Raw genomic sequence first — 15540 nt, 5'->3', positions numbered from 1 at the left:
TCCGCGTCGGATATCATATCACTTACCACATCCAATTATTAGACTCATCTAAACCTAGCTTTCTGCATATATACCCCTTTCGGTGACGATGGCGGGCGTCGGCGTACCGGAGTGTCGGCGAAGCGGTCGGCGGGCGCCGCTCCGCACCGTCTCATCCCCAGTCAGCCGTCGAGGAAGGTTGTGCCGCGTCCGATCCGGGTCTGGTACGCGCGCGCTTCGATACCGGCGCCGGCGAAGCCGTCGAGCATCGCGGCCGCGACGTCCCGGCGGTCGCGCTCGCGGCAGGCGGCGATCACGGCGGGGCCGGCGCCGCTGACGGTGACGCCGGTCGCGCCGGCGCCGAAGGCGCGCTCGCGGACGTCGTCGTAGCCGGTGATGAGGCGGGCGCGCTCGGGCGTGACCACGGGGTCGCTCATGCCGGCCCCGACGAGGGCCGGGTCCGAGCGGCACATGCCGACCGCGAGCGTCGCCGCGTTGCCGACGGTCTCCACGAGGTCCTCCATCGAGGCGCTCTCGGGGACGACCCGGCGCGCGTCGCGGGTCGAGACCGCCACGTCGGGGAGACAGACGACGAGGGGGATCGCCGCGTCCACCGAGCTGGTCCCCTCGGCGGTCGTCACGGTGAACCCGCCGAGGATCGAGGGGGCGACGTTGTCCGCGTGCGCGACCCCGGAGACGACCGCCTCGCCCTCCGCCGCGATCGGGACGAGATCCTTCCGGGAGCGCCCGCGGTCGTACAGCCGGTTGAGCGCCACCGCCGCGCCGGCCGCGCTCGCGGCCGAGGAGCCGAGCCCCGAGGCCGGGCGCACGCCCTTGTCGATGTGGATCCGCGCGGGCGCGTCGAGCGCCTCGACGACGGCGCCGACGGTGTTCTTCTCGGGGTCCTCCGGAATGTACTGCGCGCCGACGCCCGTGACCTCGATCGTCGTCTCGGCCGCCTTCTCGACCGTGACGACGTCCGCCGGTCGCGAGAGGGCCGCCCCGAACACGTCGAAGCCGCTCCCGAGGTTCGCGCTCGTCGCGGGGGCCCGTACCGTTACCATGGCGGGGAGTGTCCCCCCCGGAGCAAAAAGGAGCGGGATCGAACAGATACTGAGACGGGGACCGAATCGGTCGCGGTCGGGCGGAGAGAGACGGGAGAAAGCGGCGTCGCGGGCGGTTCGAGCGGGCGGCGCGGTCGGCGGTCGGTCAGCGGCGTTACCGGGCCATCGTCCACAGCAGCGCGCCGACGAGGACGAGCGGGACGCCGAGGAGGATGAATGTCGGCGGCATCGTCGTGTACGGCGCCATCAGGAAGACGACCCCGAAGACGGCCAGGATCGACGCGATGACCTTCTGTGACTTCAGCGGCGCAGCCCCCAGGAGCGACACGAGGAGCCCGAACAGGATGATGTGCCCGAGGTGGTAGTCGAGCAGGAACGTGTCGATGACCAGCGGCGAGAGCATTCTTGGCCGAAGGTCCGAGCGATTCGCGCATTAAAGTTCCGTTTCTCGTGGCCCGGGGCGCTCGCCGCGTGCCGATAGTATAAGGGTCGCCGGTGCGACCGGGGACCGTGCGACTCGTTCAGGTCATGATTCCGGCGGGCAAGCGGGCGGCGGTCGTCCGCGCGCTCGACGACGAGGGGGTCGACTACGTCGTCACCGACGAGACGAGCGGCCGGGAGTACACCGCGGTCGCGACGTTCCCGCTGCCGACCGCCGCCGTCGAGCCGGTCCTCGACCGACTCCGGGAGGCCGGGATCGACGAGAGCACCTACACCGTCATCGTCGCGGCCGAGACGGTTATCTCGCGGCGGTTCGAGGCGCTCGAGGAGCAGTACGAAGAAGACGCCGACCGCGGCGGCGACCGGATCTCCCGCGAGGAGCTTCAGGCGAAGGCGGACGACCTCGCGTCCGGGCTCGGGACCTACGTGCTGATGACCGTCATCTCGGCGGTGATCGCCACGGCGGGGCTCCTGCTCGACTCCCCCGCGACCGTGGTCGGATCGATGGTGATCGCGCCGCTCATCGGGCCGGCGATGTCGGCCGCGATCGGCACCGTGGTCGACGACGAGGCGCTGTTCCGGCAGGGCGTGCGGATGCAGGTCGTCGGCGTCGCGGTCGCGGTCCTCGCGGCGACGCTGTTCGCGCTCGCGCTGCGCTCGCTCGCCTTGGTCCCGCCCGGGCTCGACCCGCTGGAGCTCGCGGAGGTGTCGGAGCGGCTCGCGCCGAACGTCCTCGTGTTGGTCGTCGCGGTCGGCGCCGGGTTCGCGGGCATCGTCTCGCTGATGACCGGCGTCTCGGCGACGCTCGTCGGCGTGATGATCGCGGTGGCGCTCATCCCGCCCGCGGCCGCCGTCGGGATCGGGATCGCCTTCCGGATCCCGCGGCTCGTGCTCGGCGCGGGGGTCATCGTCGCCGTGAACGTCCTCTCGATCAACCTCTCGGCGCTCGTCATGCTGTGGTACGAGGGGTACCGCCCCCAGCGGTGGTTCCGCGAGGACGACGCGCGCTCGGCGTTCCTCAAGCGCGTCGCCGTGCTGGCGGTCGCCATCGCGCTGCTCTCGGTGTTCCTCGGCGGCGTCACCTACGAGTCGTACGTCGCCTCGACCACCGAGGCCGACATCCGCGCGGCCGCCACCGACGAGCTGACCGCGATCGACTCGGAGTTCGAGCTCCTCGAACTGACCGTCGAACGGACCGGAACCGTCCCGCCGCTCGAAACGGACCGGGTGGTGGTCACCGTGGGCGTCCCGCCCGGCAGCACCGTCGCGGGGACCGCGCCCGCGCTCGACGACCGGATCGAGTCGGTCGTCGACCGCGAGGTCGACGTCGAGGTCCGCACGGTGACCGTCGAGCGCGCCTGAGACCGGCGGCGCGCGGCGGGACGCCGCCGCGGTGGGGCGAAGAGGAACTACTTTTTACGGGGGTGCCGTGAGACCCGCCAGTGACCGACTCACAGCAACCCGACGACGATTCCATGCGGGAGGTCGTCGAGCGGTCTCGGAGCGGCGCGCCCGCGGTCGGCGAGGCCGTCAGGGACCGGTTCTCCTCCGACGAGGTGTTCCAGCGGATCATCGCGGCCGCGGACGAGGAGGTGACCTCGGGGAGCCGGGAGCTGTTCTTCAGCGGGCTCGCCGCCGGGCTGGCGATCACGATCACGTTCATGCTGTACGCGTCGCTGACGGCGGCGACCGACTCGCACCCGATCTTGAGCGTCCTCCTGTACCCGCTCGGGTTCATCTACATCATCATCGGCGGCTACCAGCTGTACACCGAGAACACGCTGCCGCCGGTGGCGCTCACGCTCGAACGGCTCGCGAGCCTGCCGACCCTGCTGCGCCACTGGTCTATCGTCTTGGCGGGCAACTTCGTCGGCGGCGCGATCGGGGCGCTCGTCCTCTCGTACGGCGGCGTCTTCACCGGCGAGACCGTCTCCGCGGCGCGGTACATCTCGCAGGGCGGGTTCACGGTCGACTTCGTCCCGCTGTTCTTCAAGGCCGCGATGGCCGGGCTCATCGTCGCCGGCGTCGTCTGGGTCGGCTTCGCGTCCACCGACTCCGTGAGCCGGATGCTCGTCGTCTACCTCGCGTTCCTCGCGATCCCGCTCGGCGACCTCTTCCACGTGGTCGTCTCCTTCACCGAGGTCCTCTTCCTGTTCTTCGAGGACGGCATCCCGCTGTACGGCGCCGAGATCAGCCTCTACACCGGTATCGTCGGCTTCGTGATCCCCGTGCTGCTCGGGAACACGATCGGCGGGGTCGTGCTGGTCACGCTCGTCAACTACTTCCAGACCAGCGAGGAGCGCCTCGAGGAGGCGCGCTTCGAGGGGATGAGCCGCCGCCTCACCGTTCCCGAGTGGGTGTTCGGCCGCGCGGCCGGGCGCTCGTACGTCCCCATCCTGGACGCCACCGAGGCGACGCTGTTCGCGGGCGAGGGCTACCGGATCATGGTGCCGATCACGAACCCCCGGACCGACGGCCCCATCGTCGAGCTCGCGGCGCGGCTCGCGAGCAGCCACGAGGACGGCGTGGTCCACATCGTCCACGTCGTCCAGGCGCCCGAGCGCATGTCGCTGTCTTCCGGCGACGCCGGGCGTCGCATCGCGGACGTCTCCGCGGAGGGGATGGGGAACCTCCGGTCGACCGCGGCCGACTACGACGTGGACGTGTCGACCTCGACGGTCGTCTCGCACCGCTCGTTCGAGGAGATGTTCAACATGGCGCGCCGGACCCGCCCCGACGCCGTGCTGATGGGCTGGGGCGACGACCAGCTGTGGAGCGCCGCCCGCGCCGAGCGGCCGATCGACGAGCTCACCAACCAGCTCCCCTGCGACTTCCTCATCCTCAACGAGCACGAGCTGGACACCTCGCGGATCCTCATCCCGACCTCCGGGGGCCCCGACTCGGCGCTCAGCGCCGAGGTGGCGCGGGTGCTCGCCGAGACGACCGGCGCCGAGGTGACGCTGCTCCACGTCGTCGACGACCCGAGCGACAGGGCGCGCGGCGAGGCGTTCCTCGCGGGCTGGGCCGACGAACACGGGCTCGACGACGCCGAACTCGTCGTCGACGACGGCGGCGACGTGGAGGACGGGATCTGCCGGGCCGCCGCCGACAAGACGCTCGTCATCATCGGCGCCACGGAGAAGGGGCTGCTCTCGCGGCTCGTCTCGAACTCCCTCCACCTCGACGTGATCCACGACGTCGACGCCTCGGTGCTGCTCACCGAGCGGCCGAGCAGCCGGTCGCTGCGCGAGCGCCTGTTCGGCTCCGGTCGCCGGGCCACCGACCTGTCTCCCGGGGTCGAGCGCGACCCGGAGCGGTCGGCGGGGACCGACGTGCGGTCGATCGAGGACCACGAGGCGGACGCCGGCGACCACGCGGACGCGACCGGGAACGGCGAGGCGGACGGCGCCCTCGCCGATGTCGGCGGGGCGTCCGCCGACGCCGACGGGGCGTCCGCCGACGCCGACGGGGCGCCCGCCGCAGACGACGACGGCCCGGAGGACGAGCAGCCGCACCTCGACGACACGTTCGTCGCGGACCACGACGCGGCGGACGAGGAGGCCGCGGAGGAGGCGGACGCCGAGCGCGACGGCGACCGATAGGCAAAACGGCTCTTTGCGTTATCTGCGGTTTATACGTCGTCCGGGCGCGAACGGTCGCGTATGAACAGGCGACTGACGGCACTCATCGGCATCGCGGCGCTCGTCGCGCTGGCCGGCTGTGCGGGGTTCGCGGGCACCGCCACCCCGACCGGCGGCGACGACGCGCAACTGGAGCGGAGCATCGAGGTGACGGCCACCGGCGAGGCGGCGTCCGCCCCGGACCGCGCCACCCTCCGGGTCGCGGTCACCGCGACCGGCGGCGACGCCGAGGCGGTCCGCGACGAGCTGGCCGCCGGCGAGGCCGACCTCCGCGCGGCCCTGACCGACTGGGGGCTCGACGAGGAGGCGATCCGCACGGAGCGCTACGACGTGCGGGAGGCCTACGAGACCCGGGACGACCCGAACCGGACGCGCTACGAGGGCGTCCACCAGTACGCGATCGAACTCGGCGACGTCGACGCCGTCGGCGAGGTCGTCGACGTCGCCATCGACGCCGGCGCCGACCAGGTCCAGCGGATCCGGTTCGGCCTGAGCGAGGAGCGCGAGCGCGAGCTCCGCGAGGAGGCGATCACGGCGGCGATGGCGAACGCCGACGACGACGCCGCCGTCCTCGCGAACGCGAGCGACCTCGAAGTGGTCGGCGTGTACGACGTCTCCACGGCGCAGTCCGGCTCGACGCCGTTCGTCGCGGAGCGCTACGCGGCCGCCGGCGGCGACGCCGGAGGCGCGTCCACGAGCGTCCAGACCGGCGACGTGACCGTGCGCGTCTCGGTGAACGTCGTCTACGAGGCCGTCCCGGCCTGACCGGCGGCGACCGCTCTCTTTCCGTCCGACCCGGCTCGGTTACTCCCCGTCGCGCGTGGGGAGGTCTGGCTCGAAGCCGACCGCCTCGACGGCCATGTCGAGGACGGCCTCGACGTTCTCATCCTCGGTGACGCTCATCGTCGCGTCGACGGACTCCGCCTTCACCGCCTCGAAGCGGTCGTGTTTGTTCGCCACCGTGAGCAGCGGCACGTCGGCGCCGAACAGCTCGCGGACCTCCTCGCGCAGCTCGATCTGGACGTCGAGGGGGTAGCCGCAGTCCCCGGAGGGGTCGATGACGAAAACGACGGCGTCGGCGAGGTGTTCGAGGGCGCTCACCGCCTGCCGCTCGATGTCGTTGCGCTCGTCTTCGGGGCGGTCGAGCAGGCCGGGCGTGTCGACGATCTGGTACCGGACGTGGTTCCGGTCGAAGTGGCCGATCTGGACGCCCTTCGTGGTGAACGGGTACTCCGCGATCTGGTTCGACGCGCGGGTGACGCGGTTGACGAACGACGACTTCCCGACGTTCGGGTAGCCGGCGACGACGATGGCGGGCTCGTCGGGCCTGACGTCGGGGAGGACCTTCAGCTGGTCCCGCGAGTCGCCGATGTAGCGCAGGTCGTCTTCGATCTGGTCCATTACGTCGGCCATGCGAGCGAACGCCTGCTTCCGGTGTTTCCGCGCGGTGTCGACGTCGGCGTCCCGGATCTTCGTCGTGTACTCGTCGCGGAGGTCCTCGATCTGGCGGCTGGCCCACATCACCTGCGAGAGCGCCTGCCGGAGGCGGTCCACGTCGACGATGGCGTCGGCGAGCTCGTAGTAGAACGGGTCCACGTCGAAGCCGAAGTCGGGCCACGAGGTGACGACGTTCTCCAAGTTGTCGGAGAGCACGTTGCCGGCGGTCCGTAGCATCGACTCCTGCGCCTCGTGGCCGCGCTTCGCGCGCCCGGCCCGCGACGCCCGCGAGAACGCCTTGTCGACGAGTTCCTCCGCGCGCGGAGTCGTCGGGAGGCCCTCAAATATCATTGTTACCCGCGTTTCACCGCCGACGCGTATAAGAGCGTCCGTTCGCGGACCGCCGCGACACGGCGGCACACGGGCGGACGCGGGGTCTGTGGGGACAGCGGGAGCGGCCGGCGCCGAGGGACCGCGTCTGTGATGAACGATAGTCATCTTCTACGCTCATATTTCGAGATATATTTATGCTTCAGAGAAATACAACCGCTCATGGCACGCTCGTTCACGCCGACGTCGTACGAGGACCTCGACCCCGACCGTCGCCCGAGCCTGGCGGCGGCGCTGGTCCCGGTCCTCGCCGTCGTGGCGTTCCTCGGAATCGGCTCGGCCCTCCTCGGCCTTGACCCGCACCCGCCGCTCATCTGGAGTATCGCCTTCGTCGGCGCCTTCGGCCTCTGGCTCGGCTACGACTGGGAGGACCTCTTCGACGGCATCGCCAACGGCCTCGTGATGGGCCTCCAGGCGCTGCTCATCATCTTCACCATCTACGGGCTGATCGCCACGTGGGTCAGCGCCGGCACGATCCCCAGCCTGATGTACTACGGGTTGGAGTTCCTCTCGCCGACGATATTCCTCCCCGCGGCCGCGGTGCTCGCCGCGGTCGTCGCGTTCGCGATCGGCTCCTCGTGGACCACGGTCGGGACGCTCGGCGTCGCCTTCGTCGGGATCGGCGCGGGGCTCGGCGTTCCCGCGCCGATGACGGTCGGCGCCGTCCTCTCGGGCGCGTACGCCGGCGACAAGCAGTCGCCCCTCTCCGACACGACGAACCTCGCGGCCGGCGTCACGAACACCGACCTGTACGCGCACATCCGCCGGATGCGGACCGGCACCGCGATCGCCTTCGGCCTCGCGGTCGTCGGCTTCGCCGCCCTCGGCCTCCGCACGAGCGGCGACATACCGACGGGCGAGATCGCGGCGATTCAGGGCGGACTCACGGAGGCGTACGCGATCACCGTCCTCGCGTTCGTCCCCCTCGTCGTCACCTTCGGGCTGGCGCTGCGCGGCTACGCCGCCCTCCCGACCCTCGTCGCCGGCGTGTTCGCCGGTGCGTTCACGACGATGCTCCTCCAGGGAACCGGCTTCGTCGCCGCGTGGGAGATATTCATGTACGGGACCGCGCCGGAGTCCGGGTCCCAGACGGTGAACGACCTCCTCGCCACCGGCGGGCTCACCGGCTCCGCGTGGACGATCACGGTCGTCGTCGCCGCCCTCTCGCTCGGCGGAATCTTAGAGCGGACCGGGGTCCTCGCGGTGATCGCCCACGCGTTCGTCTCCGGCGTGCGGAGCCCGGGCCTGCTCGTCGGGGGGACGGGCGTCTCCGCGATCTTCATCAACGCGCTCACCTCCCAGCAGTACATGAGCATCGTCCTCCCGGGCGTCACGCTCCGAAACGCGTACGACGAGTTCGGGCTCGACACCGACCAGCTCTCCCGCGCGGTCGAGGCCGCCGGCACGCCGACCGGCGCGCTGTTCCCGTGGCACGCCGGCGCCGTCTTCATGGCGAGCGCCACTGGCGTGCCGACGCTGGCGTACGCGCCGTACTACCTGTTCGCGTTCCTCTCGCCGCTCGTGCTGTTCGTCATGGCCGCGACGGGCTACACGCTCGACGCGAGCCCGGCCTCGGCCGACCCCGCCGCGACCGACGCGGCCGCCGCGCCGGGCAGCGACGACTGACTGACGCGCGCACCGACCGGCCCCGCGTTCGACACGTTTACGCGGCCGCCGCGCCGTCCGTCTCACATGAGCCTGGAGGTCGCCGTCGCCGCCCCGTTCAAAACCCGGGCACAGGACCGGCTCGGCCAGGGGGAGTTCGTCGTCGCGCTGTCCTTGGAGCGGGAGTGGTTCTCGCCCGACCAGGCGAAGCGGCTCGTCGACGTCGCCGTCGGTCGGGGGCTGCTGGCGTCCGAGGACGGCGACCTCGTCCCGCAGTTCGACCCGGCGGAGGTAACCGTCCCGGAGGGGTTCGTCCCCGACGAGTCCGTCCTCCGCGAGCAGTCCACCTTCGAGAGCGCGCTCGACGCCATCGTCGCCGCCGGCGTCGAGAAGCAGCGCGCGGTCGCCGCGATCAACGAGCGCCAGCGGGCGCTCGCGGTCACCATCGAGGCCGCCGCGGTCCTCTACGCCCGCGAGCAGGGCGCCGCGGTCGACCGGCTCGCGGCCGACGTGCGCGAGGCGCTCGCCGCCGACGCGGGCGACGACGGGACCGCGGAGCCGACCGACGCCGACGACCCGGAGGTCGCGTGAGATGGTCGCCGACCGCCTCGACGACGGCGTCCGGATCGCGCAGCTGCTCGCCTCCGAGGTGACCGGCAACGAGAGCGGGCTCCGCGGGCTGACCGTCGCCGACGCCGACCGCGACGTCGAGCCGACGCCGGACGGCGCGCTGGCGTACCGGATCGCCCGCGAGGCCGGCGACCCCGTCGCCGAGGTGTACGTCCAGCCGGACCGCGCGCGGATCGAGGCGCTCGCGGCCCCGGACGCGGTCGCCGACGCCGCGGCGGCCGCGGGCCTCCGGGTCCGACCGAAGGCGGTCCGCCCGCCGCGGACGCTGGTGTTCGTCGAGGACGGCGCGGCCGTGAAGCGATCGCTCGCGGTCCTCGAAGCGCTTCGAACCGGGCCCGACGCCGAGTGATCCGCGCCGGGTGAGAAATTGTCGCCGACGGGCGGGGGAGCCCGTCTCGGGGGTCGCTACTCGGGCTGTCCGCCGTCGCCGACCGCGACGCTCGGGCCGGGCGCGGCGCCGGGGTCGGCCCCCTCGCCGGAGACGTCGAACTCGCGGACGAGCGCGCCGAGCCGCTCGGCCTGCTCCGCGAGCGACCCCGCCTCGCTCGTCGCCTCGCTCATCGCGCTCAGCTGTTCGTCCGCGGCCTCGGCGACCGCGTCGGCCTCGTCGGCCGTCGACCCGCTGATGTCGGCGACCTCCTCGGCCATCGAGACGGTCTCCTCCGTGCTGGCCGCTTGATCGTCGGTGGCGCGGCTGATCTCGCGGATCCCCTCGCCGGCCTCCGCGGCGTTGTCCGACACTCGCGCGAACGCGTCCGCGGCGTCGTCGACGGCGTCGGCGCCGGCGGCGATGTTCTCCTCGGCGCTCCGGACCGCCTCGACGGTCCCCTCGGTCTGCGACTGCGTGGCGCCGATCAGCTCCTCGATCTCCGTGGCCGCGTCCTGCGTCTCCTCGGCGAGCTGTTTCACCTCGTCGGCGACGACCGCGAAGCCGTCGCTCCCGCCCCCGCCGCCGCCGGCGCGGGCCGCCTCGATGTTCGCGTTCAGGGCGAGCAGGTTCGTCTGCTCGGCGATGTCGCCGATGAGGTCGACGATCTCGCCGATGTCCTCCATCCGCTCGTCGAGCTGCTGGACGGTGTCGGCCGCGCTGTCCAGCGCCTCGCGGGACTCCTCGACGCGCTCGATGGCGGCCTCGGCGGTCTCCTCGCCGTCGTCGGCGATGTCGGCCGTCTGCTCGGCGACGTCCACGACGGTCTCGGTCGAGGAGGCGACCTCCTCGATCGTCGCCGAGAGGTCGTTCATCTCGTCGGACACCTGCCGGAGCATCTCGCGCTGCTCGTCGGCGCCCTCGGCGATCTCCGTGACCGACTGGCTGACGACCTCGCTGCGGTCGGCCGCGGTCTCGACGCCGTCGACCGTGTTCGCGCTCGCGGTCGACACCTCCCCGGCGAACGAGCGGACCTCGCCCATCGCCTCGTCGATGTCGTCCATCATGCCGTTGAACGCCTCGCCGATCTGGGCCATCGCCTCGCTCTCGCTGTCCGCGTCGAGCCGGACGGTCAGGTTGCCGTCGGCCGCCCGGTCCATCGCGGCGCTGTACGCGTCGGCCTTCGTCTCCAGGTGGCTGTTCAGGCGTTCGACCTCCTCGCGGCGCTTCTCGACCTCGGCCTTCGCGGCCTCGACGTCCTGGATCTCGGACTGCTTCTGCTCCGCGAGTTCGAGCTGCTCTCGGGCCGCCTCGCGCGACTTCTCGATCGAGTACCAGTTGACCATCAGCGCGCCGACCAGCCCGAGCACGAAGAAGGCGTGAATGCCCCCCCAGATCACCGGGTTCTCGATCGCCGCGGTGTGGTTGTAGACGAGGCTCGAATCGATGAGGCTGAACGCGCCGTGGCCGACCGCCACGTACAGGACGCCGACGGCGAACGGGAGCCAGTCCTCGTACAGCGCGAGCACGCCGACGAACACGAAGAAGCTGAAGTGCGCCTCGATGTACCCGCCCGACAGCTTCACCATCGCCATCGAGACGGTCATCAGGCTGAACGCCGTGAGCACCGTCCGCTGGCGGCGGCCGAGCCCCGACCAGGCCGCGAGCCCGGCGGTGCCGAGGATGACGGCGACGAACCCGCCGAGCATCCACGGCGGCGTCGCGGGGATCTGCGCCCCGGTGATCGATTCGGTCCCGCTGTACAGCCCCATCGCGACCAGGAACGGCACCTGGATAACGGTGGCTATCAGGATGTTCCGGTGTCGTGGCTTCCACATCTCCGTCGGCATCGAAGTGCCGTCCGGGACGTAGCGGAGCACCTCGCGCACCTTCTCCGTCAGCCCGCCCGATTCCCCCGCGTCGACCCCCGTCGCAGTCTCTGCCATATCCGTCGGTTGTCGTATATCATAAAAGCACATCGCCTCCAACTATTATCGCTGATATCGTCGTTTAGGCTCTGAGGGGCCGGAAATTAAGACAATTGGTGGTGTCTAGTTGACACCAGATACCGGTCGCTATTGCTCCTTCTTCGGCGATAGTCGAACGTGTTCGCGGACGCGAGCGGTGTCGCCCCGGTCGCCTCGTCGCCCTCGGCCGGGCGACGCCGCCGCCGGCGCGGCCGACGGGTTTTACCTTCGGCCGGTCCGCGGTACGGTCGTGACGCTCGATCCGATCCACGTCGAGAACATCGCCCGGCTCGCGTACGGCATCGGCGGCGACGTGGACGCGACGGACCACGACGACCTCGCGGAGCGCGTGTGGCGCGAGTGGCTCCCGGAGCTCCGCGCCGACGGCCGGGTCGTCGTCGAGGCGCTCGGCGACCACGAGCGCCGGCGCGCCGCCATCGACGACGTGGCGCTCGCGGCGCGCCCGTACGAGACGGTCCACGGCCTCGACTCGGGGACGATCAACCCCACGACGTTCAAGAACGGGCTCGTCGTCGACGTCGCGCACGCGGCGATGGCGAGCTCGCCGACCGACCTGGACCTCCACCGCGACCGCACCATCGTCGCCACCGTCCACGCCGGCGACTCGACCGCCGGCTTCGACAGCGAGTGGACCCGCCGCGACGAGGGCCACACCCGCCAGCGCGTGTTTCACGTCCCGCGGGTGAACCGCTACGCGGAGCGGGTCGTCCACGCGCTGGCCCTGTACCTCGCCGAGGGGACCCACGCGCTCGACCACGCCGACGAGGTCGACGAGCTCCTCGTCCTCGACGGCCCCGTCTACCCGAAGGAGCTGTTCACCTGGGCCGACCGCGACCCGGAACTGGGCGCGCTCGCCCGCGAGGCGAAACCCCGCGCGGTGGTCGAGAAGTACGTCCGCCTCGTCGAGCGGTTCGTCGAGCGGGACGTGCCGCTGGCCGGCTTCGTCAAGAACCCCGCGAGCACCACCGCGGTCCGGGCGCTCGCGCGCGCCGGCGTCGAGTCGCCGTGGCCCGACGACACCGCGCTGTTCACCCGCCTGCTGGAGCGGCGCGAGCCGGACGGGGACGGCGTCGGCGGCGCGGGCGCCGCGGGCGACCGCGACGCGGACCGCGGCGCCCGCCTCGACGACGACCTCACCTTCACCACGTGGTTCCGCAGCCGCGGCGGCGCGGACGCGCCGATGGCCGCCGACGGCGACGCGCTCGGCGTCGAGCGCGAGCTCGACCCGGCGCTGTACGAGCCGACGTTCATGGTCGTCTACGACCCCCGGACCGACGTGACGTACAAGCTGGAGGCGCCGTACGCGTTCGCGCGCGATCCGGCGACCCGCGAGCGGCTGACCCGACAGGTGGTCGCGGAGGTGGCCGCGACGCGCGGCCCGCCGGAGCCGGTCGCGAAGGCCGACGAGCTGGCCCGGATCTCGGCCACCGAGAAGGCGGCGCTCCGCCGGAAGTTCGAGGAGCGGCTCGGCAGCGACCAGCAGGCGACCTACGACGACCTGCGCTGGGGGACGGACGGGTACTGAGACGCGGTCGACTTCGTGTAACGAGCTGACTCCGTGACGACGGCGAGACCTCCAAATCCCCAGCCGCGAGGCCGCCGCACACTCGCTGTGCTCCTCGCTCGTTCGCTTCGCTCACTCACTGCGGTGCTTGCGTCGTCTGCGACGGCCTCGCGGCTGCCCCTCTGAGTCCCGCCCCGCACTGCGCCGCACGGCGCCTCACGCCTCCCCAGCCTCGTCGCTGGCGGCGACCGCCGCCAGCGACTCCCTCGCGCGTGCTCCTCGCGGCCGCCGGTGGCGGCCGCTCGCAGGCACGCGCCACCGCGAAGGTGATAGGTGTCCGTAGAAACGTCGCTCCGGCCCTCAGAGCGCCTGCGCGAGCAGCACCACGTAGATGGCGGCGTTGTACACGCCGTGCGCTAACCCCGGGACCACGACGTTGTCCGTCCACTCGTAGAGCGCGCCGAGGACGGACCCGAGCACGACGACGACGCCCACGTACGCCCACCGCTCGGCCGGGGTGCCGGAGACCGAGGGGAGGTGGATCAGGCCGAACGCGAGGCTCGCGATGAGCACCGCGGGGACGGCGTCGAACGCGCGCCGGACGCCCCCTTGGACGACGCCGCGGAACAGCAGCTCCTCGACCGGGCCGACCACCGCGAGCGACACCGCGATCATCGCGAGGTAGTAGGTGACCGGGTCGCCCGCGGGGACGACCGCCTGGTTCTGTCCGGTCGAGAGCCCGACCTGATCGAGCGCGAACAGCGCGCCGTACTGGAACGCGAAGAGGACGGCCCCGCCGCCGACGACGATCGCCGCCTGGCGCGCGTCGGGCCGGGACGCGCGGGCGAGCTCCCACTCGCCCGTGATCGCGAGGTACCCGGCGACCGCGACCGCGAACCCGCCGAACTGGAGCACCGTCCGGAGCAGTTGGTAGCCGGTCGACCCCTCCGCGACCAGCCCGATCGAGACCGCCAACTCCGCCGCCGGGACCGTGATCGCGCTCGCGACGAGGAGGGCGAACACGATCGCGAACAGCGCGCTCGCGACCCGGAGCACTCGCTCGGCGACCGCCGAGCCGGGTGCGTCGTCGCTCATTGGAGGGCGTACGGCGCCCCGAGGCTTAGACGCACCGGATGTCGCTCGGCGGTCGCCGCGCGTCTGACTCGGGAGCGGGCGCGGAAGTCACTCGATCCGCAGTTCGCGCTTCTCGTCGACCGCCTCGGCCTCCGCGAAGTCGCCGCCGCCGAGGAGCCCCCGGGCCGCCTTCTTGCCCCACTCGACCGCGGGCTGCGTGAACGTCGAGACGCTCGCGAGCTCGCCGTACAGCACGCAGGCCGCCTCCATCCCGAACAGCAGCTCGCCGAGCGCGCGCTCGTCGACGCGGTCGACCTCGACGCGCACGTTTGGGACGCCGGCGGCCGCGAGGCTCGCCTCGGTCGCCTCGAACTCCGCGTCGAGCAGGTCGCCGAGCGACGAGCCGCCGAGGTACGCGAGCCCGTCGAGGTCGGTCTCCGGGATCGGCGCGTCGGCGCGCTCGGTCGGGCGCACGAGCGTCACCAGCTTGTCCGGCGGGCCGGCGCGGTACAGCTGGAGCTGGGAGTGCTGGTCGGTCGCGCCGAGCGCGCGGGCGGGCGTCTGCCCGAGCCCGTCCTTCCCGAGGCTCTCGGCCCACAGCTGGGCGAACCACTCCGCGAACGTCTCCAGCGACTCGGCGTACGGCATCACGGCGTTGGTGAGCGCGCCCCGCTCCGCGAGCGCGTACGTCGCCGCCCCGTAGGCGTAGGCGGGCGACTCGTACAGCGACCCCGCGAGCGCGTCCATCCCGTCGCGGCCGCCAGCGAGGACGGCCTCCACGTCGTGGCCCTGGAGCGCGGCGACCGCGAGCCCGACCGTCGACAGCGCCGAGAACCGCCCGGGGACCCCGTCGGGGACCGGCAGCGAAGGCAGGTCGTGGCGGTCGGCCAGCTCTCGGAGGTTCCCCGTCTCGCCCGTGGTGACGAGGGTGCGCTCGGTCCAGTCGACGCCCGCGTCGGCCATCGCCTCGCGGACGACGAGGAAGTTCGCGAGCGTCTCCGCGGTCGTCCCCGACTTCGAGACCACGTTGACGACGGTGTCGTCCAGCGGGAGGTCGGCGAGCAGGCGCCGGGCGTCGTCGGGGTCGACGTTGTCGAGGACGTAGGCGTCCACGTCGCTCGCGAGGGCGTTCGACAGCGTCGCCGCGCCGAGCGCGCTCCCGCCGATGCCGACCGTCAGCACCGCCTCGGGCCGGTCGAACCCGTCGACCGCGGCGTAGATCGCGTCCGGGTCCGCTGTCTCGGGGAGGGTCAGGGCGGCGTACCCGAACTCGTCGTCGGCCATCCCGGTCGCGATCCGCTCGTGCGCGGCCGCGACGCGGTCGTCGAGCCTGTCCAACGTCTCCGTCGTGAGCCCCGGGGTCGTCTCCAGGGCGTTGCCGAGGTCCACTCGCATACGTGTCTCACCGCGCGAGAGGGAC

The 15540-nt window shown here is 72.0% G+C and carries 13 protein-coding genes; 7 read left to right on the top strand and 6 right to left on the bottom strand.

The genetic code is table 11. From position 1 onward, the window contains the following. Positions 1-161: 161 nt before the first annotated feature. A complete protein-coding gene (locus EXE48_RS09915) occupies positions 162-1043 on the bottom strand; it encodes a homoserine kinase (protein WP_137711323.1) in 882 nt (293 codons plus the stop codon). A 154-nt stretch (positions 1044-1197) separates the two neighbouring features. Beyond that, positions 1198-1446: a DUF8006 family protein gene (locus EXE48_RS09910; protein WP_053771008.1), complete on the bottom strand. Its 249-nt coding sequence runs from the start codon at positions 1444-1446 to the stop codon at positions 1198-1200. A gap of 107 nt (positions 1447-1553) precedes the next feature. Here EXE48_RS09910 and EXE48_RS09905 point away from each other — a divergent pair, with 107 nt between their 5' ends. The 3 genes from EXE48_RS09905 to EXE48_RS09895 all read left to right on the top strand — a co-directional run bounded on the left by EXE48_RS09905 (position 1554) and on the right by EXE48_RS09895 (position 5890). Beyond that, a complete protein-coding gene (locus EXE48_RS09905) occupies positions 1554-2846 on the top strand; it encodes a TIGR00341 family protein (RefSeq protein WP_514111747.1) in 1293 nt (430 codons plus the stop codon). A gap of 80 nt (positions 2847-2926) precedes the next feature. Then, the gene (locus EXE48_RS09900) at positions 2927-5086 is read left to right on the top strand and encodes a formate/nitrite transporter family protein (protein WP_137711322.1); all 2160 of its coding nucleotides are present in this window, start codon (positions 2927-2929) and stop codon (positions 5084-5086) included. Positions 5087-5146: 60 nt separating this feature from the next. Next, on the top strand, positions 5147-5890 hold the full coding sequence (locus EXE48_RS09895; RefSeq protein WP_053771010.1) for an SIMPL domain-containing protein: 744 nt from the start codon (positions 5147-5149) through the stop codon (positions 5888-5890). Positions 5891-5929: 39 nt separating this feature from the next. Here EXE48_RS09895 and EXE48_RS09890 read toward each other — a convergent pair whose 3' ends face one another. After that, positions 5930-6913: an NOG1 family protein gene (locus tag EXE48_RS09890; RefSeq protein ID WP_137711321.1), complete on the bottom strand. Its 984-nt coding sequence runs from the start codon at positions 6911-6913 to the stop codon at positions 5930-5932. Positions 6914-7114: 201 nt separating this feature from the next. Between EXE48_RS09890 and arcD the strand changes: the two genes are divergently transcribed. From arcD to EXE48_RS09875, 3 genes are all read left to right on the top strand, one after another. Then, positions 7115-8578: an arginine/ornithine antiporter ArcD gene (gene arcD, locus EXE48_RS09885; protein ID WP_053771012.1), complete on the top strand. Its 1464-nt coding sequence runs from the start codon at positions 7115-7117 to the stop codon at positions 8576-8578. A gap of 66 nt (positions 8579-8644) precedes the next feature. Then, complete coding sequence (locus EXE48_RS09880) at positions 8645-9148, top strand: DUF2240 family protein (protein ID WP_199236369.1); 504 nt, start codon at positions 8645-8647, stop codon at positions 9146-9148. A 1-nt stretch (position 9149) separates the two neighbouring features. Beyond that, positions 9150-9536, top strand: coding sequence for a DUF7993 family protein (locus tag EXE48_RS09875; RefSeq protein ID WP_121599748.1), 387 nt, complete (start codon positions 9150-9152; stop codon positions 9534-9536). A 56-nt stretch (positions 9537-9592) separates the two neighbouring features. Here EXE48_RS09875 and EXE48_RS09870 read toward each other — a convergent pair whose 3' ends face one another. Beyond that, a complete protein-coding gene (locus tag EXE48_RS09870) occupies positions 9593-11500 on the bottom strand; it encodes a methyl-accepting chemotaxis protein (RefSeq protein ID WP_137711320.1) in 1908 nt (635 codons plus the stop codon). A 271-nt stretch (positions 11501-11771) separates the two neighbouring features. Between EXE48_RS09870 and EXE48_RS09865 the strand changes: the two genes are divergently transcribed. After that, complete coding sequence (locus EXE48_RS09865; protein WP_053771015.1) at positions 11772-13067, top strand: DNA double-strand break repair nuclease NurA; 1296 nt, start codon at positions 11772-11774, stop codon at positions 13065-13067. A gap of 339 nt (positions 13068-13406) precedes the next feature. On the opposite strand, the gene EXE48_RS09860 is transcribed toward EXE48_RS09865, so the two are convergent. Next, positions 13407-14141, bottom strand: coding sequence for a CPBP family intramembrane glutamic endopeptidase (locus tag EXE48_RS09860; protein WP_121599745.1), 735 nt, complete (start codon positions 14139-14141; stop codon positions 13407-13409). Positions 14142-14228: 87 nt separating this feature from the next. Continuing rightward, positions 14229-15515: a phosphoglucose isomerase-related protein gene (locus tag EXE48_RS09855; RefSeq protein ID WP_137711319.1), complete on the bottom strand. Its 1287-nt coding sequence runs from the start codon at positions 15513-15515 to the stop codon at positions 14229-14231. Positions 15516-15540 lie beyond the last annotated feature (25 nt).

The organism is Halorubrum sp. ASP1, from assembly GCF_005435135.1.
GTDB classification, from domain to species: domain Archaea; phylum Halobacteriota; class Halobacteria; order Halobacteriales; family Haloferacaceae; genus Halorubrum; species Halorubrum tropicale.
This window is presented reverse-complemented; position numbering and strand designations above follow the sequence as displayed.